Source organism: Intrasporangium mesophilum, assembly GCF_054783095.1.
The window spans coordinates 264,169-290,207 of the sequence record NZ_BAAGRF010000029.1 but is presented as its reverse complement, the minus strand read 5'-3'; the positions used below and the strand labels follow the sequence as shown (position 1 = coordinate 290,207).

General features: G+C 70.5%; 21 protein-coding genes. 10 read left to right on the top strand and 11 right to left on the bottom strand.

Features of this window, described 5'->3' with window-relative positions; all coding sequences use genetic code 11:
- Position 1 precedes the first annotated feature (1 nt).
- Positions 2–919 (top strand): LLM class F420-dependent oxidoreductase, encoded by a 918-nt coding sequence (locus ACYVLP_RS21230; protein WP_460629300.1) that lies wholly within the window; start codon positions 2–4, stop codon positions 917–919.
- Between the two features lie 124 nt (positions 920–1,043).
- Here the strand turns inward: ACYVLP_RS21230 and ACYVLP_RS21225 are convergent, their stop codons facing one another.
- Positions 1,044–1,712, bottom strand: a complete 669-nt coding sequence (locus ACYVLP_RS21225) for a TetR/AcrR family transcriptional regulator (RefSeq protein WP_460629299.1) — start codon at positions 1,710–1,712, stop codon at positions 1,044–1,046.
- Positions 1,713–1,787: 75 nt separating this feature from the next.
- On the opposite strand from ACYVLP_RS21225, the gene ACYVLP_RS21220 reads away from it, so the two are divergent.
- The 5 genes from ACYVLP_RS21220 to treZ all read left to right on the top strand — a co-directional run bounded on the left by ACYVLP_RS21220 (position 1,788) and on the right by treZ (position 10,406).
- On the top strand, positions 1,788–2,933 hold the full coding sequence (locus ACYVLP_RS21220; RefSeq protein WP_460629298.1) for an acyl-CoA dehydrogenase family protein: 1,146 nt from the start codon (positions 1,788–1,790) through the stop codon (positions 2,931–2,933).
- Positions 2,933–3,709, top strand: coding sequence for an SDR family oxidoreductase (locus ACYVLP_RS21215; RefSeq protein ID WP_460629297.1), 777 nt, complete (start codon positions 2,933–2,935; stop codon positions 3,707–3,709). The genes ACYVLP_RS21220 and ACYVLP_RS21215 overlap by 1 nt, the downstream gene beginning before the upstream one ends.
- 216 nt (positions 3,710–3,925) lie before the next feature.
- Complete coding sequence (gene glgX / locus ACYVLP_RS21210; RefSeq protein ID WP_460629296.1) at positions 3,926–6,091, top strand: glycogen debranching protein GlgX; 2,166 nt, start codon at positions 3,926–3,928, stop codon at positions 6,089–6,091.
- Positions 6,088–8,556, top strand: coding sequence for a malto-oligosyltrehalose synthase (treY, locus tag ACYVLP_RS21205; RefSeq protein WP_460629295.1), 2,469 nt, complete (start codon positions 6,088–6,090; stop codon positions 8,554–8,556). The genes glgX and treY overlap by 4 nt, the downstream gene beginning before the upstream one ends.
- Positions 8,553–10,406, top strand: coding sequence for a malto-oligosyltrehalose trehalohydrolase (treZ, locus tag ACYVLP_RS21200; protein WP_460629294.1), 1,854 nt, complete (start codon positions 8,553–8,555; stop codon positions 10,404–10,406). The genes treY and treZ overlap by 4 nt, the downstream gene beginning before the upstream one ends.
- Positions 10,407–10,508: 102 nt before the next feature.
- On the opposite strand, the gene ACYVLP_RS21195 is transcribed toward treZ, so the two are convergent.
- From ACYVLP_RS21195 to ACYVLP_RS21185, 3 genes are read right to left on the bottom strand one after another with little or no spacing between them, the layout of a single operon-like run.
- Positions 10,509–11,246 carry a hypothetical protein gene (locus ACYVLP_RS21195; protein WP_460629293.1) on the bottom strand — a complete coding sequence of 246 codons (738 nt, stop codon included), beginning with the start codon at positions 11,244–11,246 and terminating at the stop codon, positions 10,509–10,511.
- Positions 11,247–11,253: 7 nt separating this feature from the next.
- Positions 11,254–12,210 (bottom strand): acyl-CoA thioesterase, encoded by a 957-nt coding sequence (locus ACYVLP_RS21190; protein WP_460629292.1) that lies wholly within the window; start codon positions 12,208–12,210, stop codon positions 11,254–11,256.
- A 51-nt stretch (positions 12,211–12,261) separates the two neighbouring features.
- A complete protein-coding gene (locus tag ACYVLP_RS21185; protein WP_460629291.1) occupies positions 12,262–14,391 on the bottom strand; it encodes a RecQ family ATP-dependent DNA helicase in 2,130 nt (709 codons plus the stop codon).
- Positions 14,392–14,500: 109 nt separating this feature from the next.
- Here ACYVLP_RS21185 and ACYVLP_RS21180 point away from each other — a divergent pair, with 109 nt between their 5' ends.
- Together ACYVLP_RS21180 and ACYVLP_RS21175 are read left to right on the top strand one after the other, a co-directional pair.
- The gene (locus tag ACYVLP_RS21180) at positions 14,501–14,965 is read left to right on the top strand and encodes an acyl-CoA thioesterase (RefSeq protein ID WP_452268954.1); all 465 of its coding nucleotides are present in this window, start codon (positions 14,501–14,503) and stop codon (positions 14,963–14,965) included.
- A gap of 8 nt (positions 14,966–14,973) precedes the next feature.
- Complete coding sequence (locus tag ACYVLP_RS21175; protein ID WP_460629290.1) at positions 14,974–15,600, top strand: hypothetical protein; 627 nt, start codon at positions 14,974–14,976, stop codon at positions 15,598–15,600.
- A gap of 9 nt (positions 15,601–15,609) precedes the next feature.
- Here the strand turns inward: ACYVLP_RS21175 and ACYVLP_RS21170 are convergent, their stop codons facing one another.
- Together ACYVLP_RS21170 and ACYVLP_RS21165 are read right to left on the bottom strand one after the other, a co-directional pair.
- The gene (locus tag ACYVLP_RS21170; protein WP_460629289.1) at positions 15,610–16,398 is read right to left on the bottom strand and encodes a glycerophosphodiester phosphodiesterase; all 789 of its coding nucleotides are present in this window, start codon (positions 16,396–16,398) and stop codon (positions 15,610–15,612) included.
- Between the two features lie 113 nt (positions 16,399–16,511).
- Positions 16,512–18,296: a glycoside hydrolase family 13 protein gene (locus tag ACYVLP_RS21165; protein WP_460629579.1), complete on the bottom strand. Its 1,785-nt coding sequence runs from the start codon at positions 18,294–18,296 to the stop codon at positions 16,512–16,514.
- 148 nt (positions 18,297–18,444) lie between these two features.
- Between ACYVLP_RS21165 and ACYVLP_RS21160 the strand changes: the two genes are divergently transcribed.
- Positions 18,445–19,293: an LLM class flavin-dependent oxidoreductase gene (locus tag ACYVLP_RS21160; protein ID WP_460629288.1), complete on the top strand. Its 849-nt coding sequence runs from the start codon at positions 18,445–18,447 to the stop codon at positions 19,291–19,293.
- Positions 19,294–19,308: 15 nt separating this feature from the next.
- Here ACYVLP_RS21160 and ACYVLP_RS21155 read toward each other — a convergent pair whose 3' ends face one another.
- Entirely contained in the window at positions 19,309–19,788 is a 480-nt protein-coding gene (locus ACYVLP_RS21155; RefSeq protein ID WP_460629287.1) for a MarR family winged helix-turn-helix transcriptional regulator, read from the bottom strand.
- 55 nt (positions 19,789–19,843) lie between these two features.
- Here ACYVLP_RS21155 and ACYVLP_RS21150 point away from each other — a divergent pair, with 55 nt between their 5' ends.
- The gene (locus ACYVLP_RS21150; RefSeq protein ID WP_460629286.1) at positions 19,844–21,037 is read left to right on the top strand and encodes an FAD-dependent monooxygenase; all 1,194 of its coding nucleotides are present in this window, start codon (positions 19,844–19,846) and stop codon (positions 21,035–21,037) included.
- On the opposite strand, the gene ACYVLP_RS21145 is transcribed toward ACYVLP_RS21150, so the two are convergent.
- From ACYVLP_RS21145 to pepN, 4 genes are all read right to left on the bottom strand, one after another.
- Entirely contained in the window at positions 21,009–21,629 is a 621-nt protein-coding gene (locus ACYVLP_RS21145; RefSeq protein ID WP_460629285.1) for a hypothetical protein, read from the bottom strand. The two genes, ACYVLP_RS21150 and ACYVLP_RS21145, sit on opposite strands and share 29 nt — an antisense overlap.
- Positions 21,630–21,753: 124 nt before the next feature.
- On the bottom strand, positions 21,754–22,140 hold the full coding sequence (locus ACYVLP_RS21140; RefSeq protein WP_460629284.1) for a globin: 387 nt from the start codon (positions 22,138–22,140) through the stop codon (positions 21,754–21,756).
- 23 nt (positions 22,141–22,163) lie between these two features.
- Positions 22,164–23,168, bottom strand: a complete 1,005-nt coding sequence (locus ACYVLP_RS21135) for a mechanosensitive ion channel family protein (RefSeq protein ID WP_460629283.1) — start codon at positions 23,166–23,168, stop codon at positions 22,164–22,166.
- Positions 23,169–23,381: 213 nt separating this feature from the next.
- Positions 23,382–25,943, bottom strand: a complete 2,562-nt coding sequence (pepN, locus tag ACYVLP_RS21130) for an aminopeptidase N (protein ID WP_460629282.1) — start codon at positions 25,941–25,943, stop codon at positions 23,382–23,384.
- Positions 25,944–26,039: the final 96 nt, after the last annotated feature.

Genomic DNA, 26,039 nt, shown 5'->3' with positions numbered 1-26,039 from the left:
CATGCGACTCGGACTCCAGATCTCTCACTTCGGCTGGCCGGACGCGCCGGCGTCTATCGGGCCCACCTTCGGCCGCATCGCGCGTGACGCCGAGGCCGCGGGCATCGCCAGCCTGTGGGTGATGGATCACTTCTTCCAGATCGGGATGATCGGTCCGCCGGAGGACGAGATGCTCGAGGGCTACACCGCGCTGTCATTCGCCGCGGGCCAGACGTCCACGATCGAGCTCGGCACGCTCGTCACCGGGGTGACCTACCGCCATCCGGGGATCCTCACGAAGATCGTCACGACCCTCGACGTCCTGTCAGGCGGGCGGGCGTGGCTCGGGATCGGCGCCGCGTGGAACGAGCAGGAGCACCGCGGGCTCGGCATCCCGTACCCCTCGACGAGGGAGCGGTTCGAACGGCTGGAGGAGACGCTCCAGATCGCCCTGCAGATGTGGGCGGGCGACGAGTCGCCGTATGCCGGACGCCACCACCAGCTCGAACGCCCCCTCAACCACCCGCCGGCGATCCGCAAGCCGCATCCGCCGATCCTCATCGGCGGCATGGGCCAGAAGCGGACGATGCGTCTGGTCGCGACCTATGCCGACGCCTCGAACTTCTTCGACGTGGGATCCGACGGCCTTCGAGCCGCCTGCCAGAACCTGCGCGGGCACTGCGCCGAGGTCGGCCGCGACTACGCGGACATCACCAAGACGGTGCTGACCCGGATCAGCGTCTCGGACGACGGCGCCACGGCTCCGTCGGGGGAGCCGACGATGTCCGTCGCGGCAGCTGTCGACCGGCTGGGCGGTCTGGCTCAGGACGGCATGGACTACGCGATCCTCGGGATGGGCAACGCGACCGACCCGCGGGCCTACGAGATCCTCGGCGACGTGGTGCGCCAGGCAGCGGGAATCACGTCGGCGGACCGCTGACGCGAGACCGCTGCAGCGCCCTGACCGAGCCGCTGCAGCGCCCTGACCGAGCCGCTGCAGCGCCCTGACCGAGCCGCTGCACGCGCCCTGACCGAGCCGCTGACCGAGCCGTCTGACGGGTGGGTCAGGGTGTGGCGCTCACGAGCCGCAGGGCCAGGGCGGCGTTCGTGGCGCCGATCTGAGTGGGCGTGCGCCGGATCGTGGGGGAGTACCAGCGGGCCACGTCGACGGCGAGCGACAGCAGGGCCAGCGCCGTGTCGCCGCTGTCGTCGACGACGAACGCACCGTCGGCCACGCCTCGGTCGAGCACGTCCCTCACGAGGGCGTCCATCTCCTTGCGCAGCGCCAAGACCTCCGCGTGATGTTCGGGACTGAGGTGGTGGTGCTCGTACTGGACGACGCGTGCGAGCTGGTACCCCTCGGCATGCCACTCCGAGAAGCGGGCGACGAGGTTGTGCAGCTGCTCGGTCGGAGTCCCACCGTCGGCGATCGCGGAGCGCAGCAGCCGCAGGGCGGACTCGTGCCCGCTGCGGCTGAGGTTGAACAGCAGCTCCTCCTTGGAGCCGAAATGGACGTACACCCCGGCCGGGCTGAGGCCGGCGCCGGAGGCGATGTCGCGGGTCGTGGTGGCATGGAAGCCCTTGTCCGCGAACGCATGGGCGGCCGCCACCATGAGGCGGTCGACGGTGGTCGCGTCGGCCGGCGCGCCGGGACTGGTCGACGCGACCAGCTCGGGGCTCACGCCGCCTCTGACACCAGGGCGCGCGTCGGGGCTCGTCGTGGGCTGCGGCACGTTGACAGCATGCCGCAGGGAAGGGACACTAAGCAAGCGCTTAGTGACCGGTGAGTAACCCGCGATGGAGGACCGATGCCCCGCAACATCTACGACGAGGACCACGAGGCAGTGCGCTCGTCGGCCAAGGAGTTCATCGACCGCGTCATGCGCCCGCGGGCCGAAGAGCTGATCGAGCTGAAGTCCATCCCGCGCGACATCTGGCGCGAGGCGGGCAAGCAGGGCCTGTTCGGCTTCGACATCCCTGAGGAGTTCGGTGGCGCGGGCGCGGACGACTACCGGTTCAACGCGATCGTGGCCGAGGAGTTCGCCCACTTCAACATGGCGACGAGCTCGTGCTTCGGCATCCACGCCGACGTCTGCCCGCCCTACATCGTCGACCTCGGCACCGACGAGCAGAAGCAGCGGTGGCTGCCCGGGATCGCCAGCGGCGACCTCATCATCGGGATCGGCATGACCGAGCCCTCCGGCGGCTCCGACCTCGCCGCCCTCAAGACGACCGCCGTGCGCGACGGAGACGACTGGCTCCTCAACGGGTCCAAGACGTTCATCACCAACGGGTACCAGGCCGACCTGGTCATCGTCGCGGCCCGCACCGACGCGAGCAAGGGCGCCAAGGGCATCACGTTGTTCATGGTCGAGCGTGGCATGGAGGGCTTCGTCAACGGCCGCAAGCTCGACAAAGTGGGCCTCGAGGAGTCGGACACCGCTGAGCTGTTCTTCGACAACGTGCGCGTGCCCGACGAGAACCGCCTGGGCGAGGTGGGGATGGGCTTCATCGCCATGATGCAGCGGCTCCCGCAGGAGCGCATCGGCTCGGCCATCGCCAACACCGCGCATGCCAAGGCGATCCTCTTCGAGACGATCCAGTACGCCAAGGACCGCAAGGCGTTCGGGCAGTCGATCGGCGCCTTCCAGTGGAACAAGTTCCTGCTCGCCGAGCTGGTCACCAAGATCGAGGTCGCGGAGGCGTATGTCGACGACTGCGTCCTGGCGCACACCAAGGGCGAGCTGACCGCGATCGACGCCGCCAAGGCGAAGTGGTGGACCGCCCAGGTGCAGAACGACGTGCTCGACGCGTGCGTCCAGATCCACGGTGGCTACGGCTTCATGAACGAGTACCGCGTCGCGCGTGCCTGGCGCGATGCTCGCGTGACGAAGATCTGGGCGGGCTCCAACGAGATCATGAAGGAGCTCATCGGCCGGGACCTCGGCTTCTGATGGCGGGGGAGGGCGGCGCCCGGCGTCACGAGGGCGCGGTCGCGATCGTCACCGGTGCGAGTCGCGGCATCGGCCTCGGGATCGCCGAGCGTCTGGTCGCCGACGGCGCGAAGGTGGTCATCACGGCCCGCAAGCCAGAGGTGCTTGCCGAGGCGGTGGCCCAGCTGGGCGGCCACGCGAACGCCATCGGGATCGCCGGCAATGCCGCGGACGAGGAGCACCAGGACGTCGTGATCGAGGCTGCTCGGGAGACCTTCGGGGGCCTGCACCTGCTCGTTAACAACACCGGCATCAACCCGGTCTACGGCCCGATGCTCGACACGAGCCTCGACGTGGCCCGCAAGGTGCTGGACGTCAACGTCGTCTCGGCATTCTCGTGGATCCGCAAGGCGGTCGCGGCCGGCCTCGGCGACGAGGAGCACCCGGGTGCCGTGGTCAATCTCGCGTCGGTCGCCGGCCAGGGCGCCAGCGGCGTCATCGGCTGGTATGGCGTGTCCAAGGCAGCCCTGATCCACCTCACCACCGAGCTGGGCTATCAGCTCGCCCCCGCCGTGCGGGTCAACGCGGTCGCCCCCGCCGTCGTCAAGACGAAGTTCGCCGAGGCGCTGTACGAAGGCCGTGAGGCCGAGGTCGCGCGGACGTACCCGATGCAGCGGCTCGGTCTGCCACAGGACATCGCTGGTGCGGTGAGCTTCCTGCTCTCCAGCGACGCCGCGTGGATCACCGGCCAGACACTCACCATCGACGGCGGTCGGACGCTGGGCGGGGCGCTCTGACCAGCGAGCCCCGTCACCGCCCCGGGCGTGGCCGCCGCCTCCTCGCGGGCGAGCAGGGCCGGTCGCGTCGCCAGGTCGCCTTCATCGGGTACTTGAAGGTCGGCCGGAGCGGCTGAGCGCGCCTGCGGGACGCCGGCGGGGCGGCATACCCCTTGGTGTTGCGCGGGACGCAGCCGGTCACGGAAGAATGGCGCTCCCGACAATGGAAGAGGGTCCATGGAGATCTGGCCCGGCAGGCCCTACCCGCTCGGTGCGACCTACGACGGCACCGGCGTGAACTTCGCCGTGTTCTCGGAGGTCGCCGACCGCGTCGAGCTCTGCCTCATCGGTGACGACCTGGCCGAGACCCGCGTCGACCTGCCCGAGATCGACGGGTTCGTGTGGCACGGGTATCTGCCCAACGTCCAGCCGGGGCAGCGCTACGGCTTCCGCGTGCATGGCCCCTACGATCCCGCCGAGGGCGACCGCTGCAACCCCAGCAAGCTCCTGCTCGACCCCTACGCCAAGGCTATCGAGGGCCAGGTCGACAACAACCAGGCGCTCTACTCCTACCCCTTCGGCGACCCCAAGGCCGCCACGACGACCAAGATCAACACCGACGACAGCATCGCCCACACGATGCACTCCGTCGTCGTCAACCCGTTCTTCGACTGGGCGAGCGACCGTCCGCCCCGGCACGAGTACCACCAGACGGTCATCTACGAGGCGCACGTCAAGGGCCTGACCAAGCTCCACCCCGACATCCCCGAGGGGCTCCGCGGCACCTACGCCGGCATCGCCCATCCGGCGATGATCCGGCATCTCACCGAGCTCGGAGTCACCGCGATCGAGCTGATGCCAGTCCACCAGTTCGTGCACGACGCCCCGCTGGTCGAGCGGGGCCTCTCGAACTACTGGGGCTACAACACGATCGGCTTCCTCGCTCCGCACAACGGGTATGCCGCCGGGGGACAGCGCGGCCAACAGGTGCTCGAGTTCAAGGGGATGGTGCGGACGCTGCACGAGCACGGGATCGAGGTCATCCTCGACGTCGTCTACAACCACACCGCTGAGGGGAACCACATGGGGCCCACCCTCGCGTTCCGCGGCCTGGACAACAACAGCTACTACCGCCTCGTCAGCGACGACCTGTCGCACTACTACGACACGACCGGCACCGGAAACTCCCTGCTCATGCGCCACCCGCACGTGCTCCAGCTGATCATGGACTCGCTGCGCTACTGGGTCACCGAGATGCACGTCGACGGGTTCCGGTTCGACCTCGCCGCCACGCTCGCACGGCAGTTCCACGAGGTCGACAAGCTGTCCGCGTTCTTCGACCTCATCCAGCAGGACCCCGTCGTCAGCCAGGTGAAGCTCATCGCCGAGCCGTGGGACGTTGGTGAGGGCGGCTATCAGGTCGGCAACTTCCCGTCCCTGTGGACCGAGTGGAACGGGCAGTACCGCGACACCGTGCGCGACTACTGGCGCGGACAGGGAGGCACCCTGGGGGAGTTCGCCTCACGGCTCTCCGGGTCGAGCGACCTCTACGAGCACTCGGGTCGCAAGCCGATCGCCTCGATCAACTTCGTCACCGCCCACGACGGTTTCACGCTGCGCGACCTCGTCTCCTACGACGAGAAGCACAACGAGGCGAACGGCGAGGGCAACAACGACGGCGAGAGCCACAACCGCTCGTGGAACTGCGGCGTCGAAGGCCCCAGCCCCGACCCGGCCGTCCGTGAGCTGCGGGCCCGCCAGCAGCGCAACTTCATCACGACCCTCATGCTGTCCCAAGGCGTCCCGATGCTGCTGCACGGCGACGAGCTCGGCCGCACCCAGGGCGGGAACAACAACGCCTACTGCCAGGACAACGACATCTCGTGGACCCAGTGGGTGCTCGACGAGGACGACGAGAAGCTCCTGGCGTTCACCCAGTCGGTCGTCGCGCTGCGGCGCGAGCACCCGGTGTTCCGCCGTCGCCGCTTCTTCGCGGGCAGCGCCGACCACGGCGGGGAGAGCGAGCTCGGCGACATCGTGTGGTTCATGCCGAACGCCGAGCACATGGACGACGAGGCGTGGACCAACGGGCTGGCCAAGTCGCTCATGGTCTTCCTCAACGGCTCGGCCATCCCAGAGCCCGACCCGCGCGGGCAGCAGATCCTCGACGACTCGTTCCTCATCATGTTCAACGCCCACTACGAGCCGTTGACGTTCACCGTGCCCGACGACGAGTACGGCGCTGCGTGGGTCCCGGTCGTCGACACCGCCCAGCCGAAGGTCGACCCGACCCCGCTGGAGCCAAGCTGGCAGCGCCCGGTCGACGCGCACAGCATGGTCGTGCTCCGATGCTCGAGGAAACCGGCGAACGGATCGGCGGTGGTGGCGGAGGTCATCTCGTGAGGGGTCGCGAGGTTCCCGTCTCGACGTACCGGCTCCAGCTCGAGCCGGGATTCGCCTTCGACGATGCGGCCGCGCAGGTGGACTACCTTGCGGCACTGGGGATCTCGCACCTCTACCTGTCGCCCGTCCTGCAGGCGGCGCCCGGGTCGCGACACGGCTACGACGTCGTCGACCCGACGCGCCTGTCGGATGCCCTAGGGGGCGAGACGGGCTTCGCGCGTCTGGTCGACGTGGCCCGCCAGGCGGGACTGGGCATCGTCGTCGATGTCGTGCCCAACCACATGACCACGCCGACCCCGCTGACGCAGAACCGTCCACTGTGGTCCGTGCTGCGCGACGGACGTCGGTCGCCCTACGCCGCGTGGTTCGACATCGACTGGGATGCCCAGGACGGGCGCGTCCTGCTGCCGGTGCTCGGCGGGTCCCTCGAGGATGCCGTCCGGGCGGGGGAGGTCGCGATCGGGCGAGTCGACGACGAGCCCGTGGTCCGCTACTACGACCACGTGTTCCCTGTCGCTCCGGGCACTGACCTCGCGGGCCCGCTGGGCGACGTGCTTGCGGCGCAGCACTACCGCCTGGCGTCCTGGCGGGCCGGTGCGAGCGACCTCAACTATCGCCGCTTCTTCGACGTGACGTCTCTGATCGCGGTGCGGGTCGAGGACCCTGCGGTGTTCGAGGCGACGCACGCGCTCCTGCTGCGGCAGGTCCGCACGGGTGCCGTCGCGGGGCTGCGGATCGACCACCCCGACGGGCTGGCCGACCCGGAGGGTTACCTCGACTCGCTGGCCGACGCCACGGACGACGCCTGGGTCGTGGTGGAGAAGATCCTGGAGGGCGACGAGCGTCTGCCCAGCTCGTGGCGCAGCGCGGGCACGACCGGGTACGACGCCATGCTCCGCATCGGCGGGCTCTTCGTTGACCCCGCCGCGGCGGACCCGCTCGCGGATGTCGCCGCTGAGGTCCTCGGAGAGCGACAGGACCTGTCGCGGATGGTGACCGAGGCGAAGCGGTATGTCATCGAGCAGGTGCTCGTGGCCGAGGTCAACCGCCTCATGCGCGTGATCGGGCGGGCGTTGCCCGGGCTCGACCAGGCGCGGTCTCGCCGCGTCGTCGAGGCGCTGCTGCTCGGGATGGACCGCTACCGCGTCTACGTGCGACCGGGCGAGCCGGCCTCGGGCGCCGCTGCGGTGCAGCTCGAGAGCGCCGCTGCGCGGGCTGCAGAGACCGTCGGTGAGCTCGACCGGGCGGTGCTCGATCCCGTCATCGACCTCGCGCTGGGGCAGGCCCCTGGGGCGGACCCCGCGGCGCAGGCCGAGTTCGTCGTGCGGTTCCAGCAGACGTGCGGCCCGGTGATGGCCAAGGCGGTCGAGGACACGGTCTTCTACCGGTACGTGCGACTGGTCGCCCTCAACGAGGTCGGCGGCGACCCAGGGCACGTCGGTGTCGACGTGCCCGTGTTCCACGGTTTCAGTGGGAGCCTGCTCGGCGACTGGCCGACCTCGTTGACGACGCTGTCGACGCACGACACGAAGCGGTCCGAGGACGTCCGGGCCCGGCTGTTCGTCATGTCTGAGCGCCCCGCGGCCTGGGCCCAGTGGGTTCGCGACGCGCGCCGCCTCCTCGCCGACGTGCGTCCCGCTGAGCTCGACCCTGCGACCGAGTACCTCCTGCTCCAGACGGTCGTGGGCTGCTGGCCGGTGTCTCGGGACCGGCTCGCGGCATACGCGCAGAAGGCGACACGGGAGGCGAAGACGCGCACGACCTGGACCGACCCCGACGCCGCCTACGAGGGGGCCGTCGAGGCGTACGTCACCCAGCTCGTCAGCGACCCGGGGGTCGCGGCGCATGTCGAGGGCTGGCTGCAGCGGACCACCGCCGAGGTGCGCGCCAACACCCTCGGCCAGAAGCTCGTCCAGCTGACGATGCCTGGTGTGGCCGACGTCTACCAGGGCTGCGAGCTCGTGGACCTCTCGCTGGTCGATCCCGACAACCGTCGACGTGTCGACTACGCCGAGCGTCGAAGGCGCCTCGGGAGGCTCGACGGCGGCGGTGCACCGGCGGACCTGGCCGACGAGAAGCTGCTGGTCACGGCCGCGGCCCTGCGCACTCGCAAGGACCGGCCCGAGTGCTTCGTCGGACCTGAAGCGACCTATCTGGCCCTGGACACGGGCTCGCCGCACGCGGTCGCCTTCGGTCGGGGCCCTGGGGGCAGGGGCGGGAGTGATGGTCGCCCGGACGAGGCCGTCGACGTGGTCACCGTGGTCACCCGGCTGGCCGGGCAGCTCTCTGACGCGGGTGGGTTCGGCGAGGCGACCATCGACCTCCCGACCGGCACCTGGTCCGACGTGCTCTCAGGTCGCACGCTCGGCGGAGGCCCGACGCTACTTCGGCACGTCGTCGGGCCCGATGCTGGCGAGGTGGGGCTGCCTGTGGCGTTGCTCGTCCGGGTACGACCTAGGGCATGACCTCACAGATCCGCGTCTGGGCGCCGGCCGCAGAGCGGGTCGACATCGCCTGGTCGGCGGCCGACCCCGACCCCGGCACCGGCATCGCCGCGTCAGAGACCCAGGCGACCAGGACCCCGGCGAGTCCGGTGACCACGACCCCTATGGCTCGCGGAGACGACGGGTGGTGGACCTGGTGGCCGGAGGCCCTCGGCGCACTCGACTATGCGTTCCGCCTCGACGGAGGCGACCCGAGGCCCGACCCGCGAAGCCCCTGGCTGCCCGACGGGGTCCACGGCGCGACCAGGACCTTCGACGCGTCGGGGCACGCCTGGCAGGACGCCGGATGGCGCGGTGCCCGTGACAGACGGGGCCTGCTCGGCGGCGTGGTCTACGAGCTGCACGTGGGCACCTTCACGCACGCCGGCACGCTCGACGCTGCCGTCGAGCACCTCGAGCACCTGGTCCGCCTCGGAGTCGACGTCGTCGAGGTCATGCCGGTCGGCGCCTTCGGAGGCACCCATGGCTGGGGCTACGACGGGGTGCAGCCGTATGCCGTCCACCAGCCCTACGGAGGCCCCGCGGCCTTCCAGCGGTTCGTCGACGCCTGTCATCGCGTCGGCCTCGCCGTCTGCCTCGACGTCGTCTACAACCATCTCGGCGCCACGGGCAACTACCTGGCGGAGTTCGGTCCGTACTTCACCGACCGCTACTCGACACCCTGGGGGCCCGCGGTCAACCTCGACGGCCCGGGCAGCGCCGTGGTGCGACGGTGGGTGGTCGACAACGCGCTCCGGTGGTTCCGCGACTTCCACGTCGACGCACTCCGGCTCGATGCAGTGCACGCCTTCCACGACGAGTCCGACCGTCACATCCTTGCGCAGCTGTCGGACGAGACCGCTCTCCTGGCCGCGGAACTCGGCCGCCCACTCGACCTCGTCGCCGAGAGCGACCTCAACGACCCGATCGTCGTCGCGCCCACGGCCCAGGGCGGCCGGGGCATGACTGCGCAGTGGGACGACGACATCCACCACGCGCTCCACGTCGTGCTGACCGGCGAGACACAGGGCTACTACGCCGACTTCGCCGGCGGCACCGCCGCGTGGCCTTCGGGTGGGCCGCTGTCCGTGCTGGCCAAGACGCTCTCGGAGGTATTCCTGCACGACGGGCGGATGTCGACGTTCCGCAAACAGTCCTGGGGTGCCGCCGTCGACCGGTCGAGCACCCTTGGTCAGCGGTTTCTGGCCTACCTGCAGACCCACGACCAGGTGGGCAACCGGGCGCGCGGCGACCGGATCAACCACACGGTCGACGAGGGGCTCCAGGCGATCGGCGCGGCCATCTATCTGCTCTCGCCCTACACCGCGATGCTCTTCATGGGCGAGGAGTGGCGGGCGAGTACGCCGTTCGCCTACTTCACCTCGTTCGACGAGGACTGGCTCGCAGAGGCCGTCCGTCGCGGCCGACGGGCCGAGTTCGCGGCCCATGGCTGGGCCGAGCAGGACGTGCCCGACCCGCAGGACCCCTCGACCCGCGACGAGAGCGTGCTGCGCTGGGACGAGGTCGACGGACCCGGGCATCGCGGCACCCTCGAGTTCTACCGGCGGCTCATCGAGCTCCGCCGGACGGAGCCCGATGTGGCCGACGGCGACCTGTCGACGATCGCGACTCGCTTCGACGAGGCGGCCCGATGGTTCGTCATGACGAGGGGCAGCGTCCAGGTCGTCGCCAACCTCGCCGCCGAGGCGCAGGTGGTCCCCGTGCAGGGCGGAGTCGGCGAGGTGCTCGCATCGTGGGGACCGGCCCCGAATCGGGTGGCCGGAGGCCTGTGGCTTGCCGCCCACGACGTTGCCATCGTCCGCACCCCGTGACCACTCGACCAGTGAGCTCAGTCGAGTGCTCACGCTGCCACGCCAGCACCAAGACGCGTGGTCAGGTCCATACGCATTGGGGCGTCCGGAAGCGAGCGGTCATCACAAGGCAGTGATCTCATCGAGCACGACACGCGCGACGTCGTGCGCCGCAACGGCGTGATGGAGGTGCTCACCCTTCAGACGAACAACCGGCCAGCCGGCTGCCTCGGCGAATGTGGTCTCCTCCGCGTAGGTGTCGCCGAACGCGACGTACCCGTTGCGCGCCGCCACCCACCCCGTGGGGGGACGGATCACTGCGTCGAAGTACGTCAGCGGGAGCTGTGGGCAGTCACGGTCGACCGCCTCGAGCAGCGCGGCCGGGGCCAGTCCCGCGAGCTCGTCGGGAGGCCACCAGCGGGTCCACCGAGGGAGGAGACCCGTCTCGTCGGCGATGGTCTCGAGGAACGACCGAAACTGTTGGGGTGCAAGGGCGGTCGGCTTGGAGGTTGGCAACAGGGCGGCGTCCATGAAGATGAGCGGAAGATCACCGACGAGACGCTCCCGCACCAGGGGAGCGAGGTATCCCGCGTTGCTGTGCGCCACGAGCGCGGTCGCGTCGAGGCTTTTGGCGTGCTCTGCCCACGCCGCGACGAGCCGATGGGCCGCTGTCTCCGGCTTCGGCCTGCCGCCGTCCGCCTGCGCGGTCCCGGGGCCCTGGCCCACCGCACCTGCGGCTGTCGTGATCGACGCCGACGCGAGCTCGGCGCTGACGCCGGCGCGGGCGAGCGCCTCGACGAAGGGGCCGTATGCCGCAGGGCCGAGCAGTGGGCTCGGCAGGACGAGGACTCGGGCTCCCACGGCGATCTCAGGACTCCTTGAGCCGGACCATGCCCTCCTGCGCCGTGGTGGCAACCAGCGTGCCGTCCTCGGCGAACATGTGGCCGAAGGCCAGGCCGCGCCCACTCAGGGCCGAAGGCGACTCCTGGGCATAGAGCAGCCACTGGTCGGCGCGGGCGTCGCGATGGAACCACATCGAGTGGTCGAGGCTCGCCACCCGAAGGCGGCGGTCGGTCCATCTCAGCCCGTGCCGGCGAAGGACCGGCTCGAGCAGCGTGTAGTCACTGGCGTAGGCCAGGACCGCGGAGTGCAGCAGCGGGTCGTCGGGGAGGTGCCCTATCGCGCGCATCCATACGTGGTTGGCGGCGACCTGCTCCGCACCGGCGTCGAGGAAGAGGTTGCTCTCGACGGGGCGCAGCTCGAACGGCCTCGACTCGGCGACGTGGCGCGCGCCCGGGTGGTCGATCCCACGGAAGTCGTCCGCCAGTGAGGACAGGCCGTCCGGGCCGTGCACCGCCGGCATCAGCTCCTGGTGGTCGAGGCCACCGGCCCGCTCCTGGAAGGAGCAGACCATCGACATGATCGGCGCTCCCTTCTGGACCGCATGGACTCGCCGCGTCGAGAAGGAGTTGCCGTCGCGCATCTCCTCGACGGCGAACCGGATGGGCAGGGTGTCGTCGCCGGGCCGCATGAAGTACCCGTGGAGGGAGTGGATCGGCCGCGGTCCGTCGCCGTCGTTGACGTCGCGCACGGTGATCCCGGCGGCCATGACGCACTGCGCCAGCACCTGTCCACCGAAGACCCGTCCATGGGGCATCTTCTGGGATCGCCCCTCGAACACCCGAGCCGAGGTTGCCCCGATCGACTCGGCGGCATCGCGACCGCGCACGTCCGTGACGGCGATGTGCGCGGTCCCGACGTCCTTGAGCGTCAACACGTCGATGAGGTCGTCGATGGGCGACAGGACTGGCAGCTCGTCGGTCACGAGAGGACACTACCGAGCGCCGGCGCGACCCTGCCGTGCCATTCGGCGCGGTCAGGCATCGGCGGCCAGGACGAACGGCAGCACCGCAGAGGCCCCGACCTCTCGCAGCAGAGCCGCGGCCACCGTGAGCGTCCACCGCGAGTCGGCCACGTCGTCGACCAGCAGCACCGGGCCGGGGATGCCGCGCAGCCGCGATGCGAGGTCCGGGCCGACCTGTAGACGGCCCCAGACGTTGGCCAGCCGGAAGGCGCTGTTGCCACCTGGGTCACCGACCGGTCCACCGTCGACGAGGTCCAGTGCGCCGAGGTATGGCAGCCGCCCGAGCTCGCCGAGCGAGGTCGCCAGGGACTCGACCAGCTGGGGTCGCCGCCGGGACGGGATGGCCACGACGGCGGCGGGACGCTCACTCCAGGACCAGTCGGCGAGCACCTCGACGGACGCCCGGACCACCTCTGGGGGCACGGCCCGGTCGTCGCCTCGAAGCAGGTCGCGGAGCCGCTGCCCCCATCCGAGGTCGCTGAGTCGGGCCACTGCCCGGCCCTCGTCCATCGCGACCGTCGGGGAGATCTTGCCCTTCAGCGGGACCCCGAGCCGGTCCATCCCGCTCGGCCACTGGGCCCGCGGCTCGAGCACGACGCCGGGCCGTTCGAGCCTGGTCCGCGCGGTGTTCACGGCGGCCTCGGGGATGGTCGTGTCGAACCAGGCGCCTGAGCAGCTGTCGCAGCGCCCACACCGGGCGGCGGTGTCGTCGTCGAGACATCCCTGGAGGAAGGCCATGCGGCACGAGTCGGTGCGTTCGTAGTCGACCATGAGCTGCTGCTCCCGCTCACGTGCCTCGGTGACCCGCTCGTACCGCTCGGCGTCGTAGGTCCAGGGCTCGCCCGTCGCCGCCCAGCCGCCGGACACCCGCTGGACCGCTCCGTCGACGTCGAGCACCTTGAGCAGCAGCTCGAGGCGGGTGCGGCGGACGTCGACGACGGTCTCGAGCGCGACCGTCGACATCGGTCGGTCGCTCGTGGCGAGCGCACGCAGCACGGCGTCTGCCTGGTCCTGTCGGGGCATCGAGGCCGAGGCGAAGTAGCGCCAGATGTCCTTGTCCTCCGGCCCAGGAAAGAGCAGGACGTCGGCACGCTCGGTCGCTCGCCCGGCCCGGCCCACCTGCTGGTAGTACGCGACCGGAGATGCCGGTGCACCGAGGTGCAGGACGAACCCGAGGTCCGGCTTGTCGAAGCCCATGCCGAGCGCGGAGGTCGCCACCAATGCCTTGACCTGGTTGTCGCGCAGCGCCTCCTCGAGGCGGATGCGCTCGGCGGGCTCTGTGCGCCCCGTGTATGCGGCGACCTCGTGGCCGGCCTCCCGCAGAGCGACCGCGACGTCCTCGGCGGCCGCGACGGTCAGCGTGTAGACGATCCCGGAGCCCGGCAGCTCGCCCAGGTGCGCGATGAGCCAGGCGAGCCGTTGCTCAGGGGCAGCGAGCGGCAGCACGCCGAGGCGCAGCGACTCCCGGGCCAGGGGCCCCCGGAGCGTGAGGACCTGATGCCCGCCGGTCCCGAGCTGTTCGACGACGTCGGTGACGACGCGGGCGTTGGCGGTGGCCGTGGTCGCGAGCACGGGGGTGTGCTCCGGGAGGGTCACGAGGAGGTCGCGGATGCGGCGGTAGTCGGGGCGGAAGTCATGACCCCAGTCGCTGATGCAGTGCGCCTCGTCCACGACGAGCAGACCGCACGACCGAGCGAGCGCGGGGAGCTGCTCGTCGCGAAAGCGCGGGTTGTTCAGGCGCTCGGGACTCACGAGCAGCACGTCGACCTCGTCGCGCGACAGGGCCTCGGACACCGTCCCCCACTCGTCCGCGTTGGTCGAGTTGAGCGTCACCGCCCGGATGCCGGCGCGGTCGGCGGCGGCGATCTGGTCGCGCATGAGTGCGAGCAGCGGGCTGACGATCACGGTGGGGCCGGCGCCGTCGGCCCGGCGCAGGGCGGTGGCCACGAAGTAGACCGCGGACTTGCCCCAGCCGGTGCGCTGGACCACGAGCACCCGGCGGCGGCCCTCGACCAGCTCGCCGATCGCCTCGAGCTGTCCTTCGCGGAACTCGACGTCGTCGCGGCCGACGAGCCGCTGCAGCGCCCCGAGGGCGCGCTGCTGCAGGTCGGTGGTCGGTGGCGCGGCGGGTGAGCTCGACATGCCACCCAAACTACGGGGCCCCACCGACTGGGCCGGACGGCATACCCGGAGCTGTGGACGGGCGTGGGCGACGACAAGGGGGTGTGGACGGGCTGCAAGGATGGCTGCCATGAGTGACCGCACGCCGTACGCCGCGCAGGTGTCCCTCCGGTGGTCCGACATGGACGCGTACGCCCACATCAACAACGTGCAGTTCCTGCGCCTTCTCGAGGACGCCCGCGTCATCGGGTTCCGCGACTGGTTCAACCAGGACCGGTCGCTGCTCGACGAGGGGGTGCTCGTGTCGCGGCACGAGATCGAGTACCGCGCCCCGCTGGGCTTCCGCCACGAGCCTGTGGAGATCCAGATGTGGGTCTCCCGCATCGGAGGCGCCGGCTTCGACGTGGCGTACATCGTGACCGACCCGCATGGCGTCGGCGAGGCCACCTCGCGCAGCATCTATGCCGTGGCCGAGACCGAGCTCGCTCTCTACGACTTCACCACGGCCTCACCCCGGCGCATCCGGCCCGAGGAGAGAGCCTCCCTCCAGCCACACGTGGGCGACCCGGCGCCGTTCCGGCGTCGTCGGCGGTGAGAACGGCCGTGCAGATCGACTTCGGTGACCCCCGGGGACTGGCCGACCTCGAGACCTACCTCGGCCGGGCCCGCCGGGCCAACCCGGACGGCGCCGTGCGTCTGCACGTCATGGGGGACCTGCTCGTCGCCACCGTGGCGGTGATCGAGGGCAGTGGACTGATGGGGGAGGGGACGGTGCTCGGCATGCGCGTCGTTCGGGTCGCCGGCGCGACACCGCTGGATGCGACGGTGTCGTTCGCATCGGTCGCGGACCGCCTCGCACGGCCCGGCGCCGGGTCCACGCTCAGCGTCCCGCCCGTGACGGTGCGCGTGGCGTGGACGGCGCTCACCCCGCCTCGAGACGGCTGGGAGCCCGTCGGCAAGCTCCCGTCTGCGGCGGTGGAGTCCATTGCGCGACAAGGGATCGAGGAGATCGCAGCAGGATCACCAGAGGGCGCGGGGAGCCATGCGGTCGACGCGCTCCGGCGCCGCGTGTGGGCCAGGATGAGCGACTCGGCGCCGCCGGTCGCAGGCGGTCTCGCCTTCGGCGCGCACGTGCTCGGCTTCCTGGCGCCGGCGGAGCAGGCCGCTGTCGCCGCGCAGGGTCGCTGGACCCGGCTGTCGACGTCGCGGGGGCACGTGCTCGTCCGATGAGCGCAGCCCTCAGGCCGTGCCCGTCCAGGTGCCGCGGTCGAGCAGCACCTGTTTCAGCACATCGATCCGGTCGCTGACGAGCCCGTCGACACCGAGGTCGAGCAGGTGGTTCATCTCGGCCGCGTCGTCGATCGTCCACACATGCACCTGCTTGCCGTGCTCGTGCGCGGTCTCGACGAGCCGTGGGGTCACCACGGTCACCTCGCGTCCCCGCAGCTGGATCGAGGCCGGCACCTGGAACACGTCCGCCGGACTCCTGAGCACGCGTGTCAGCAGCCGCGGCGCGTACCGCGCCAGCGCCACCCCGGGTGGAGCCGCCGACGTCGCGACCCGACCCCGTGCCAGCCGGCGGAACTCGGAGATGCGCCGCTGCGAGAACGACCCGACGCACACGCTGTCGTACAGCCCGCGCTCCTCGATGAGCGCCCACAACGGCGCACCGGTCCCGGCGGCCTTGAGGTCGACGTTGAGGTTGATCCCGGGCCAGGCGTCGAGGACGTCCGTGAGGAGTGGCACGCGCTCGAAGTCGCCCAGGGTCGCCTCACGGACCTGTCCCCAGGTCAGGTCCCTGATCAGCCCGCTGCGGTCGCTGACCCGGTCCAGGCGGTTGTCGTGGAAGGCGACGAGCATCCCGTCACGGGTGACGTGCACATCGGTCTCGAGGTGGGTGTAGCCCATCGCGACGGCGTTGCCGAACGCGGTCATGGTGTTCTCGAGCCCGAGGTTCGGCCCATAGAGCGCACCGCCGCGGTGGGCCAGTGCCACCGGAGTCTGTGCCAGGAACGCCCGCGTCGACATGGCACGACCCTAGAGCGTGGTCGTGGCAGGCCGACGCAGCGGCTCGCGACATGAAAGGCACTGCCAGGCGCGTCGCCGGCGCACAGATCGGTCGACGACGAGCTGCTACCGGCTCAGGACCAGTGCGCCCACACCGTCGTGTCGGTCGGGACCAGCCCGTCCTCCAGTGGCGCGGACGACAGGATCACCTCGGCGCCGGCGGGGAGCGCGACCGGCTCTGCCCCGAGGTTGGCCACCACGAGGACCCGCCCACGCTCGGACGAGCCGTTGGTCAGCGCGACGACGTCGGCGGCGTACCCCTCGACCCACGTGAGCGAGCCGATGCCGAGCGCCAGCGCGCGGCGCGTCGCGAGCAGCGAGCGGTACAGCTCCAGCGTCGAGCCGGCGACGCCCTCCTCCTGGTCGACCGCGTACGAGCTGTATGCCGCAGGCTGGGGGAGCCAGGTGCGCTCGCTCGGGCCGAAGCCGAGCGACGGCGCGTCGGCGCGCCAGGGGATCGGGACGCGGCAGCCGTCGCGACCGGTCTCCTCACCGTGCGTGCGCGCGAAGGTCGGGTCCTGGCGGAACTGCGCCGGCATGTCCGTCGAGTCCGGCAGGCCGAGCTCCTCGCCCTGGTAGACGTAGGCGCCACCGGGGAGCGCGAGCATGAGTGTCGTCGCGGCGCGGGCGCGGCGGAGCCCCACGACCTGGTCAGGCTGAGGGTCGGTGGCGGCGATGCCGTTCATTCGGGGCGTGCCGGGGGCGAAGCCGAGGCGCGACGCGTGCCGCACGACGTCGTGGTTCGACAGCACCCAGGTGGAGGGTGCTCCGACCGAGTCGGCGGCCTCGAGCGAGGAGGCGATGACGCGGCGCAGGTCGGTGGCGACCCACGCAGCCGTGAGGAAGTCGAAGTTGAAGGCCTGGTGCATCTCGTCCGGCCTCACGTAGCGGACCGCGCGCTCCTGCGGCTCGACCCAGGCCTCTGCGCACAGGATGCGCTCGGGCGCGCCGTAGGAGTCGAGGACCCGGCGCCACGCGCGGTAGACCTCGTGCACACCGTCCTGGTCCCACTGCGGCGCTCGCTTGGTGTGGTCGATCCGCGGGCGCTCCACGGCCGTGCCGTCCACGTCGGCGTCGGGCTCGGCGTCGGGCTCGGCGTGGCCGAGCATCGTGGTGCGCTCCTCCTCGGTGTCGGGAAGGCCCTGCTCCTTGATCAGGCCGTGGGCGACGTCGACACGGAAGCCGTCGACGCCGCGGTCCAGCCAGAAGCGCAGGATGTCCTCGAACTCGGCCCGCACCTGCGGGTGCTCCCAGTTGAAGTCGGGCTGCTTCGGGTCGAACAGGTGCAAGTACCACTGGCCAGGCTGCCCGTCCGCCTCGGTGACGCGAGTCCAGGCCGGCCCGCCGAAGACGGACTCCCAGTTGTTCGGGGGCAGCTCGCCGCGCTCGCCACGTCCCTCACGGAACATGTAGCGCTCCCGCTCGGCACTCCCCGGCCCCGCCGCGAGCGCGGCCCGGAACCACAGGTGCTCATCGGACGAGTGGTTGGGGACCATGTCGACGATGACGCGCAGGCCCAGCTCGTGGGCGCGGGCGAGCAGCGCGTCGGCGTCCGCGAGCGTGCCGAAGATCGGATCGACGTCGCGGTAGTCGGCGACGTCGTAGCCCGCGTCGGCCTGGGGCGAGGTGTAGAAGGGCGAGAGCCAGATCGCGTCGACCCCGAGCGCGCGCAGGTAGTCGAGCCGGGCCGTGATGCCGGGGAGGTCGCCGATGCCGTCGCCGTTGCCGTCGGACCACGACCGCGGGTAGATCTGGTAGATGACGGCGTGCCGCCACCAGGCCGAGTCGGGGCGGTCGGCGGCGTGCACCGCCGCATCGGCCTCGTGCACGGACAGCGCCTGATGGGTGCCGGCCGACAGCGCGTGGGACGACGGCGCGGACAGGGTCGCAGCAGCGGATCGAGTCACAAGCCACCATCGTTCCGCATCAGCCGCAAAAACCAAAACAGAAATGAAAGATCTTGCAGAGCGGGACGCGGTGTCGGCGCCGCCTGGTAGGCCTGTGTGCATGAGATACGGGTTCGTGGTGCCGTTCACGACAGAGGCTGAGTTCGTCGAGCTCGCCCGGCTCGGTGAGGCCCGCGGGTGGCACGGCGTCTTCACCTGGGAGGCCCTCTACGGCATCGACGCCTGGGTCCTGCTCGGTGCCACGGCCGCGGTCACGGACACGATCCGGCTGGGCACACTGCTGACCCCGGCGGCGCGCCACCGCCCTTGGGATCTCGCCTCCGACGTCGGTTCGGTCGACCGGATCAGCGGCGGGCGCGCCATCCTCTCGGTCGGGCTCGGGGCCCTGCATCCAGGGTGGACCGCCTTTGAGCCCGACGAGGGGCGCGCCGTGCGTGTCAAGCGCCTCGACGAGTGCCTCGACATCTATGCGGGCCTGCTCAGCGGTGAGGAGCTGACGTATGCCGGGGAGTACTACCAGGCGACGCCCTACGACTTCCCGAAGCCGCCGCTGACACCGCAACGCCCGCACCCGCCCGTGTGGGTCGTCGGCGCGCCGACTCGGGGACGGGAGCGCCAGCCATCGTTCGAGCGAGCTGCCCGATGGCAGGGGCTGATCCCCGCGATCCATCCAGTGGATGAGGGGCCGAAGACGCTCGATGCGTTCCGTGCTGTCGTCGAGCCGGTGCGCCGGATCCGGGCGGACCTGGGCCTGCCGTGGGATGGCTATGACGTCGTCATCGAGGCTGACTCGTGGGGCAGCTTCACGACGCTCGAGCCGGCCGAGCCCGCGGCCTGGGAGGACGCGGGGGCCACCTGGTGGATCGAGAGCTGGTGGGACGTGCCGCACGGTGAGGACGGGCTGGCCGAGCTGCACCGACGGGTCGGCGCCGGTCCACCAGCGGCCTGAGCGGCCTGGGCGCTCTCAGTTGTCTCCACCGCCGGTCAGCCTTTCGCGGTGCTCGTCCGTGAGGTCACGGATCCGCACGAGGTAGTCCAGCATGAACTCGAGCTGGTCGACGCTCAGCTCGTCGAGCATCGGTTGACCCGCTGCGACGAGGGGTCCGTACACCTCCCAGGTGCGGGCGTGACCGAGCTCGGTCATCTCGACGAGAACGGTGCGACGGTCGGTCTCCGGTCGCCGGCGACGCACGAGACCCCGGCTCTCCAGGCGGTCGATGAGGGCCGTCGTCGCCGCAGGTCGCAGTCCCGTGGCTCGGCTCAGCACGCCCGCGGTCTTGGGGCCGTCGGCCAGCCAGTCGAGGCAGCGAAGGTCGGCCGGCCCGAGTCCCAGGCGCCGACCGACGGCATCGTCGAAGGCCTGCACGGACCGCTGGTACTGCTGCATCGCCTCGCCGAGCGCGCGCACCAGGTCGCCTCTGCCGGGTTGACGGGAGGGCGGCATACCCTTAGCCTTTCGAATATCGAACTATATGAATCTCGTAGGAAAGGGTACCAGGATGAAAGCTGTGATCGTGGGAGGCGGCATCGCGGGGCCGGCCACCGCACTGGCCCTGCAGCAGGTCGGGATCGAGGCCGTCGTCCTCGAGGCCTGGCCGAAGTCGGATGGTGAGGTCGGGTCGTACTTCACCATCGCGCCCAACGGGCTGCATGCCCTCGAGGTCATCGGCGCACGCACTCTCGCCACCCAGGTGGGCTTCCCGTCCGAGCGGAACGTGATGGTAGGCGCCACCGGCTCGGTGCTCGGCTCGATGTCGCTCGGCTCGCCGCTGCCCGACGGGACCGTGGCACTGACCATGAAGCGTTCGCGCCTCGGACGCGCGCTCGCAGACGAGGCGGAACGACGGGGGATCGAGGTCAGGTACTCCAGCCGCGTCGTCGACATCGAGAGCCGGACGGACTGCGTGACCGCGACGCTCGCCGACGGCTCGATCGTGGAGGGTGACCTGCTCGTCGGCGCCGATGGCGTCCACTCCGTCGTTCGACGCACCATCGACCCGAAAGCGTCGCAGGCCCGCTACGTCGGGCTCACCAACTTCGGCGGGATCACGCAGGCGTCCCCGCTCGCTGACAGCCTTCCGGCCCGTCAGTGGCACTTCGTCTTCGGCTCCGAAGCCTTCTTCGGAGCGCACCCGACGCCGTCGGGAGATGTCGTCTGGTTCGTCAACCTGCCCCGCGATGCGATCAGCCGGCAGGAGCGGGAGAGCACCTCGGTGACAGAGTGGAAGGACCGGCTCGAGAAATGCATGGCGCCCGACACCGGGCCCGCCGCGGAGCTGATCCGCACCGGGCGGCTGGAGCTCTGGGCCGACAACACCCATGACCTCGGGCACGTGAAGCACTGGCATCGGGAGCGCATGGTGGTGGTCGGCGACGCCGCTCATGCGCCGTCGCCGAGCTCAGGCCAGGGTGCCTCGATGGCGATCGAGGACGCCGTGGTGCTCGCGACCTGCCTGCGCGACGCGGCCACGATCGAGGAGGCGTTCACGGCATACGACGCGGTCCGGAGGACGCGTGTGGAGAAGATCGTCGCAGTGGGTGCGCGGAGCAGCAGCTCGAAGATCCCGGGCCGCATCGGTCGCCTCGTCCGCGACGCGATGATGCGCCTGGCCTTCCGTTACGTCGTCACCGAGAAGTCCAGCGCGTGGATCAGCGGCTACCGCGTCAGCGAGGTCCGCGCCCCATCCCGATGATGCCTTCCTTGGCCGCCTTCTTGACGGCGTCTGCTTCGGACTGGGTCAGCTTCCCGTCCTTGACGGCCTGGTCGAGCCGGTCGTCGAAGGCCTTCTGACGGTCTGCCGCAGCGGCTGTCCGCACCTCGGCCAGGGCCGTCTTGACCTTGTTCACGTCGAGCCCGAGCTCCTTGGCGAGCAGCTGCGCGAACTGGTCCTGCAGGGCGCTCACGTCGGGCTTCGCGCCGGGCGCAGCAGACTTCCGCGCGGCCTTGAACTGGTCCTTGAGGTCGTCGCCGACCTTCTTGAGCGCGTCGCGCAGCGTCGTCTCGTCGACACCGAGCTTGCTCGCGAGCGCCGAGAGGTCCGCGCCCTTGCCGACGCCGCCGACACCGCCGAAGCGGCCGCCGGGGCCCCAGCCCTTGCCGTGTCCGTGGTCGCCGGGTCCGGGTGCCGGGTTCGTCGCGCCGGGGCTCGGAGTGCTCGGCGAGCTGGTGGGGCTCGGCGTCGGCGTCGTGTCTGCGCGGGCCGCAGCGGAGATCCCGAGGCCGATGGCCGCGGCGGCCGCGCCCACGACGACGACGCTGGCAGTCTTCCTGTTGATCGAGACCATCTGGCGTCCCTCCATCAGCCCTCGGGCGCGTCCGCCCAGGGGTCCTCAGCACCAGCAAACACCTCGAGCGTCCCGCCCGCGCCGGCTTTCGCCTGTGACTTGCTGTGAGTCCTGGGCGTCCCTTTCAGAACGTCCCGTCGGGCCCAGCCGTGTTCACCAGGCTGTATGCCGCACGCGTGAGGTAGTCGCGCAGCAGGTCGTCGTGCTCCGGTGCCAGCTCGAGCGTGTCGACGGCGCTCATCATGTGCAGCAGCCAGCGGTCGCGCATGTCGGGACTGACCGCGAACGGCATGTGCCGCATCCGCAGCCGCGGGTGTCCGCGCTGCTCGGAGTAGGTCGTGGGCCCGCCCCAGTACTGCTCGAAGAACATCCGCAGCCGGTTCTCCGCGGGACCGAGGTCGTCCTCCGGATACAGCGCGCGCAGCGCCTCGTCCTCGGCAACCCCGCGGTAGAACTCGCGGACGAGCTTGGCGAACGTCTCGTGGCCGCCGAAGTCGTCGTAGTACGTCACGGGTGCAGTCTCTCAGCCGGCGCTCACACCGGCGCGGCGCCCCCGAACGGCGGCATCACGGCGACCGGGCTGCGGATGCCCTCCTTGTCGAAGGCACGCTTGACCCGCTCGCGGATCTCGCGCTGCAGCCCGAACTGCTCGTTGGCGATCGTCTTGGCCAGGACTCTGATCGTGATCGCGCCGTTGCCCATCGACTCGACCCCGGTGACGTTGGGCTCCTCGAGCAGCACGGCCTTCCACTGGTCCTCCTCGCCCATCGTCGAGACGACCTCGCGAATGACCTGCAGCGACCGCTCGACGTCCTCGTCGTAGGCGATCTGGATGTCGACGGTCGCGGTCGACCAGCCCTGGGTCCGGTTCCCGATGCGCAGGATCTCCCCGTTGCGCACGTACCACGTCATCCCGCTCCCGTCGCGCAGCTGCGTGATCCGCAGCGAGACGTTCTCGACGGTGCCGATGACCTCACCGGTGTCGATGACGTCGCCGACGCCGTACTGGTCCTCGATGATCATGAAGACGCCGGACAGGAAGTCCTTGACGAGGCTCTGCGCGCCGAAGGCGAGAGCGACACCACCGATGCTCGCCGACGCGAGCAGCGGGCCGAGAGGGATGCCGAGCAGGGACATGACCGTCAGGCCGACGATGGTGTAGACGAGGAACGTCGTGATGCTCTTGAGCAGGGCGCCCATCGTCTCTGTGCGCTGGATGGTGCGCTCGCCGGCGACCCCGACGGCCTGGAGGGCGCGGTTCGCCCCCGGCAGCTTGGCCAGCCGCTCGTTGGCGCGGGCGGTCGTCGAGGCGACGACGCGGTTGATGACCCGGATCAGCAGCCACCGCGCGATGATGCCGGCCACGACGGTGATCAGGATCAGGACGGGTGTGCCGATCACCCAGTTGTAGACCTGGTCCCACGTGACGCTGGGCATCGAGAGCACCAACTGTCCCTCCTTTCCCAGATGGACAGGCCAGTCCACGGACGGGTCGTGGGCCTGGACTGTGGGCGCAAGCATCGTGAAGGTGTCAGTCACAGCGTCTCAGTCGTTTCGGTGTCGTGGCGAGGTCGGGTCAGGTGTCGATGTCGGGGCCACGTCGTCGGAGCCTTGGCGTCGGCCTGGTGTGCCGTGCGCCGGGGGGGTATGCCGTGTGCCCGGTGTATGCCGCCGCGCCGGGTCACCGTCGAGGGTGACCCGGCGCGACGGCGTCGCCGGATCTGACGCCGGCCTCGTGGCCGGCCTACAGGCTCACGCCTGTCGGTCGCGTTCCTGGGCGGCCAGGGCCCGGGCGATCGTGTCGCGGTTCTCCGACACCGTGCGCACCAGGCCTGCCTGGGCGTCCGGGTGCCGAGCCAGCCAGGTGTCCGAGGCGTCCTTGAGCTCGGTGCTGGCCAGGGCGAACGGGTAGAAGCCCTGGACCACCCGCTCGCCGATCGCGACGCTGCGCTCGGCCCAGGCGTCGACGAGCATGTCGTGGTACTTCGCGACGTAGGGCTCGAGCAGCGACACGTCGGCTGAGCGCCTGAAGCCGGCGCCGATGGCCTCGACCATCTGGTTGGGCAGGACGTTCTGTTCGACCGCCTTGGCCCAGGCGTCGGCCTTGGCCTCCGCGGTGGGACGGGCCGCCAGAGCCTCAGCGTGGCGTTCCTTGCCGGTCGAGGTCGGGTCGCGGTCGAGCTCGGACTGCAGCTCGTCCGCACCGAGCACCCCGAGGGCGGCCAGTGCCTTGGTGAAGGTCCAGCGCAGCTCGGTGTCGACGCCCAGGCCAGGCAGCGACTCCTCACCGGCGAGCAGGGCCCGGAGCCGGGCCTCGTCGGCGCGGTCGGCGGTCGTGTTGGCCCACGCCTCGACGAGCTGGAACTGGGCGTCGCTGCCCGGCTCTGCCGCATCGGCGAGGGTCCGCAGCGAGGCGGACAGGAGCGCGGCCGTGTCCGACCGGCGCTCCGGAGCGGTGTAGAGGCGGGTGGCCGTGACGATCTGGTTGACGAGCACGCGCAGCAGCGTCGAGTCGCTCTCTCCCGGCAGCGAGTCGAGGACGAACCGCACGAAGTCGCGGGCGGGCATCTCGGCGTCGCGCGTCATGTCCCACGTCGCTCCCAGGACGAGCGAGCGCGGCAGCGAGCTCTGGAAGCCACGCGGCAGGGCCAGCGCCGTCGCGAGCGAGCGCTCGTCGAGGCGGATCTTGGCGTAGGCGAGGTCGTCGTCGTTGATCAGCAGCAGGTCAGGCTGCTCGAGCCCGACGAGCTCGTCGATGTCCGTGAGCTCTCCGGCGATGTCGATCTCGTGGTAACCGACGCGCTCGAGCGCGCCGTCCCTGACGGCATACCGGCCGATGCCGAGCCGGTGGGGTCGCAGCGTCGGGTGCTCCTCCGTGGACGTCTGGGCGATCGCGAACGAGGTGTACCGCCCGTCCGCGCCGACCTCGAAGACCGGGCGGAGCGTGTTGACGCCCGCCGTCTCGAGCCACAGCTTGGACCAGTCGCTGAGCTGACGGCCCGAAGCGGTCTCGAGCTCCGCGAGCAGGTCGGCGAGCGTGGTGTTCCCCCAGGCGTGCTTGCGGAAGTACTCCCGCAGCGCGGCGACGAACGGCTCGCGGCCGACGTAGGCGACGAGCTGCTTGAGCACCGAGGCGCCCTTGGCGTAGGTGATGCCGTCGAAGTTGACCTCGACGTCCTCCAGGTGGCGCATGTCCGCCGCGATGGGGTGCGTCGACGACAGCTGGTCCTGGGTGTAGGCCCACGCCTTCTCGGCCGTGCCGAACGTCGTCCAGGCGTTCGTCCACTCGGTCGCCTCGGCCTGGCAGGTCGTCGAGGCCCACTCGGCGAAGGACTCGTTGAGCCACAGGTCGTCCCACCACCTCATCGTGACGAGGTTGCCGAACCACATGTGCGCAAGCTCGTGCAGGATGGTCAGCGCGCGACGCTCGATCTTCGCCTCGGAGACCTTGGAGCGGAAGACGTAGATCTCGGTGAACGTCACGGCGCCGGCGTTCTCCATCGCACCCATGTTGTACTCGGGCGTGAAGATCTGGTCGTACTTCTCGAACGGGTACGGCTGGTCGAACTCAGCCTCGAAGAAGGCGAAGCCCTTCTTCGTGCAGTCGAAGATGTTGTCCGCGTCGAGGTACTGCGTCAGCGACCTGCGGCAGAAGACGCCGAGAGGCACGACGCCGTTGCGGGTCCGGACCTCGTCGCGCACCTCGTCGTACGGCCCGGCGATGAGGGCGGTGATGTAGGACGAGATGCGGCCCGTCGGCGAGAACTCCCACGTGGCGCGCTCGACCCCGTCGACGACCTCGGCCGCAACCGGCTGCGGGGTGGGGGAGTTCGAGACGACCTTCCAGTGCGCCGGGGCGGTCACCGTGAACTGGAACGACGCCTTGAGGTCGGGCTGCTCGAAGACGGCGTACATCCGCCGTGAGTCGGGCACCTCGAACTGGGTGTAGAGGTACACCTCGTTGTCGACCGGGTCGACGAAGCGGTGCAGGCCCTCGCCGGTGTTCGTGTAGCGGCCCGTCGCGTCGATGGTCACGACGTTGTCGGCGGCGAGGCCGGGCAGTGCGACTCGCGAGTCGGCGAAGACCTCTGCCGGGTCGAGGTCGACGCCGTTGAGGGTCACCCGCTCCACGGAGTCGGCGATGAGGTCGATGAACGTGTCGGACCCCGGCTCGCGGCAGGTGAAGCGGACCGTGGTCACGGTGTTGAAGTTCTCCGGGCCCGTGGTGAGGTCGAGGCTGACGTCGTAGCTGTCGACGCGCAGGACTGCAGCGCGGCTCGCCGCCTCGTCGCGGGTCAGGTTCTTGCCGGGCACGTAGGGACCTCCTGGGGACGGATGCGGGCAGACGCGGCGCCGATCGGGCGCCGTCGTCGCGGGCCATCCTCGCACGACTCGCAGAGCGTTCGGCCA

Excerpts from the sequence above, each read along its gene's own strand:
- ACYVLP_RS21160 (WP_460629288.1), top strand. The coding sequence starts at position 18,445 with ATGAGATACGGGTTCGTGGTGCCGTTCACGACAGAGGCTGAGTTCGTC.
- ACYVLP_RS21215 (WP_460629297.1), top strand. The coding sequence starts at position 2,933 with ATGGCGGGGGAGGGCGGCGCCCGGCGTCACGAGGGCGCGGTCGCGATC.
- ACYVLP_RS21170 (WP_460629289.1), bottom strand. The coding sequence starts at position 16,398 with ATGTCGACGCGGGCGTTCCTGGCACAGACTCCGGTGGCACTGGCCCAC.
- treZ (WP_460629294.1), top strand. The coding sequence starts at position 8,553 with ATGACCTCACAGATCCGCGTCTGGGCGCCGGCCGCAGAGCGGGTCGAC.
- ACYVLP_RS21150 (WP_460629286.1), top strand. The coding sequence starts at position 19,844 with ATGAAAGCTGTGATCGTGGGAGGCGGCATCGCGGGGCCGGCCACCGCA.
- ACYVLP_RS21230 (WP_460629300.1), top strand. The coding sequence starts at position 2 with ATGCGACTCGGACTCCAGATCTCTCACTTCGGCTGGCCGGACGCGCCG.
- ACYVLP_RS21180 (WP_452268954.1), top strand. The coding sequence starts at position 14,501 with ATGAGTGACCGCACGCCGTACGCCGCGCAGGTGTCCCTCCGGTGGTCC.
- ACYVLP_RS21185 (WP_460629291.1), bottom strand. The coding sequence starts at position 14,391 with ATGTCGAGCTCACCCGCCGCGCCACCGACCACCGACCTGCAGCAGCGC.
- ACYVLP_RS21220 (WP_460629298.1), top strand. The coding sequence starts at position 1,788 with ATGCCCCGCAACATCTACGACGAGGACCACGAGGCAGTGCGCTCGTCG.
- glgX (WP_460629296.1), top strand. The coding sequence starts at position 3,926 with ATGGAGATCTGGCCCGGCAGGCCCTACCCGCTCGGTGCGACCTACGAC.
- ACYVLP_RS21145 (WP_460629285.1), bottom strand. The coding sequence starts at position 21,629 with ATGGTCTCGATCAACAGGAAGACTGCCAGCGTCGTCGTCGTGGGCGCG.
- ACYVLP_RS21155 (WP_460629287.1), bottom strand. The coding sequence starts at position 19,788 with ATGCCGCCCTCCCGTCAACCCGGCAGAGGCGACCTGGTGCGCGCGCTC.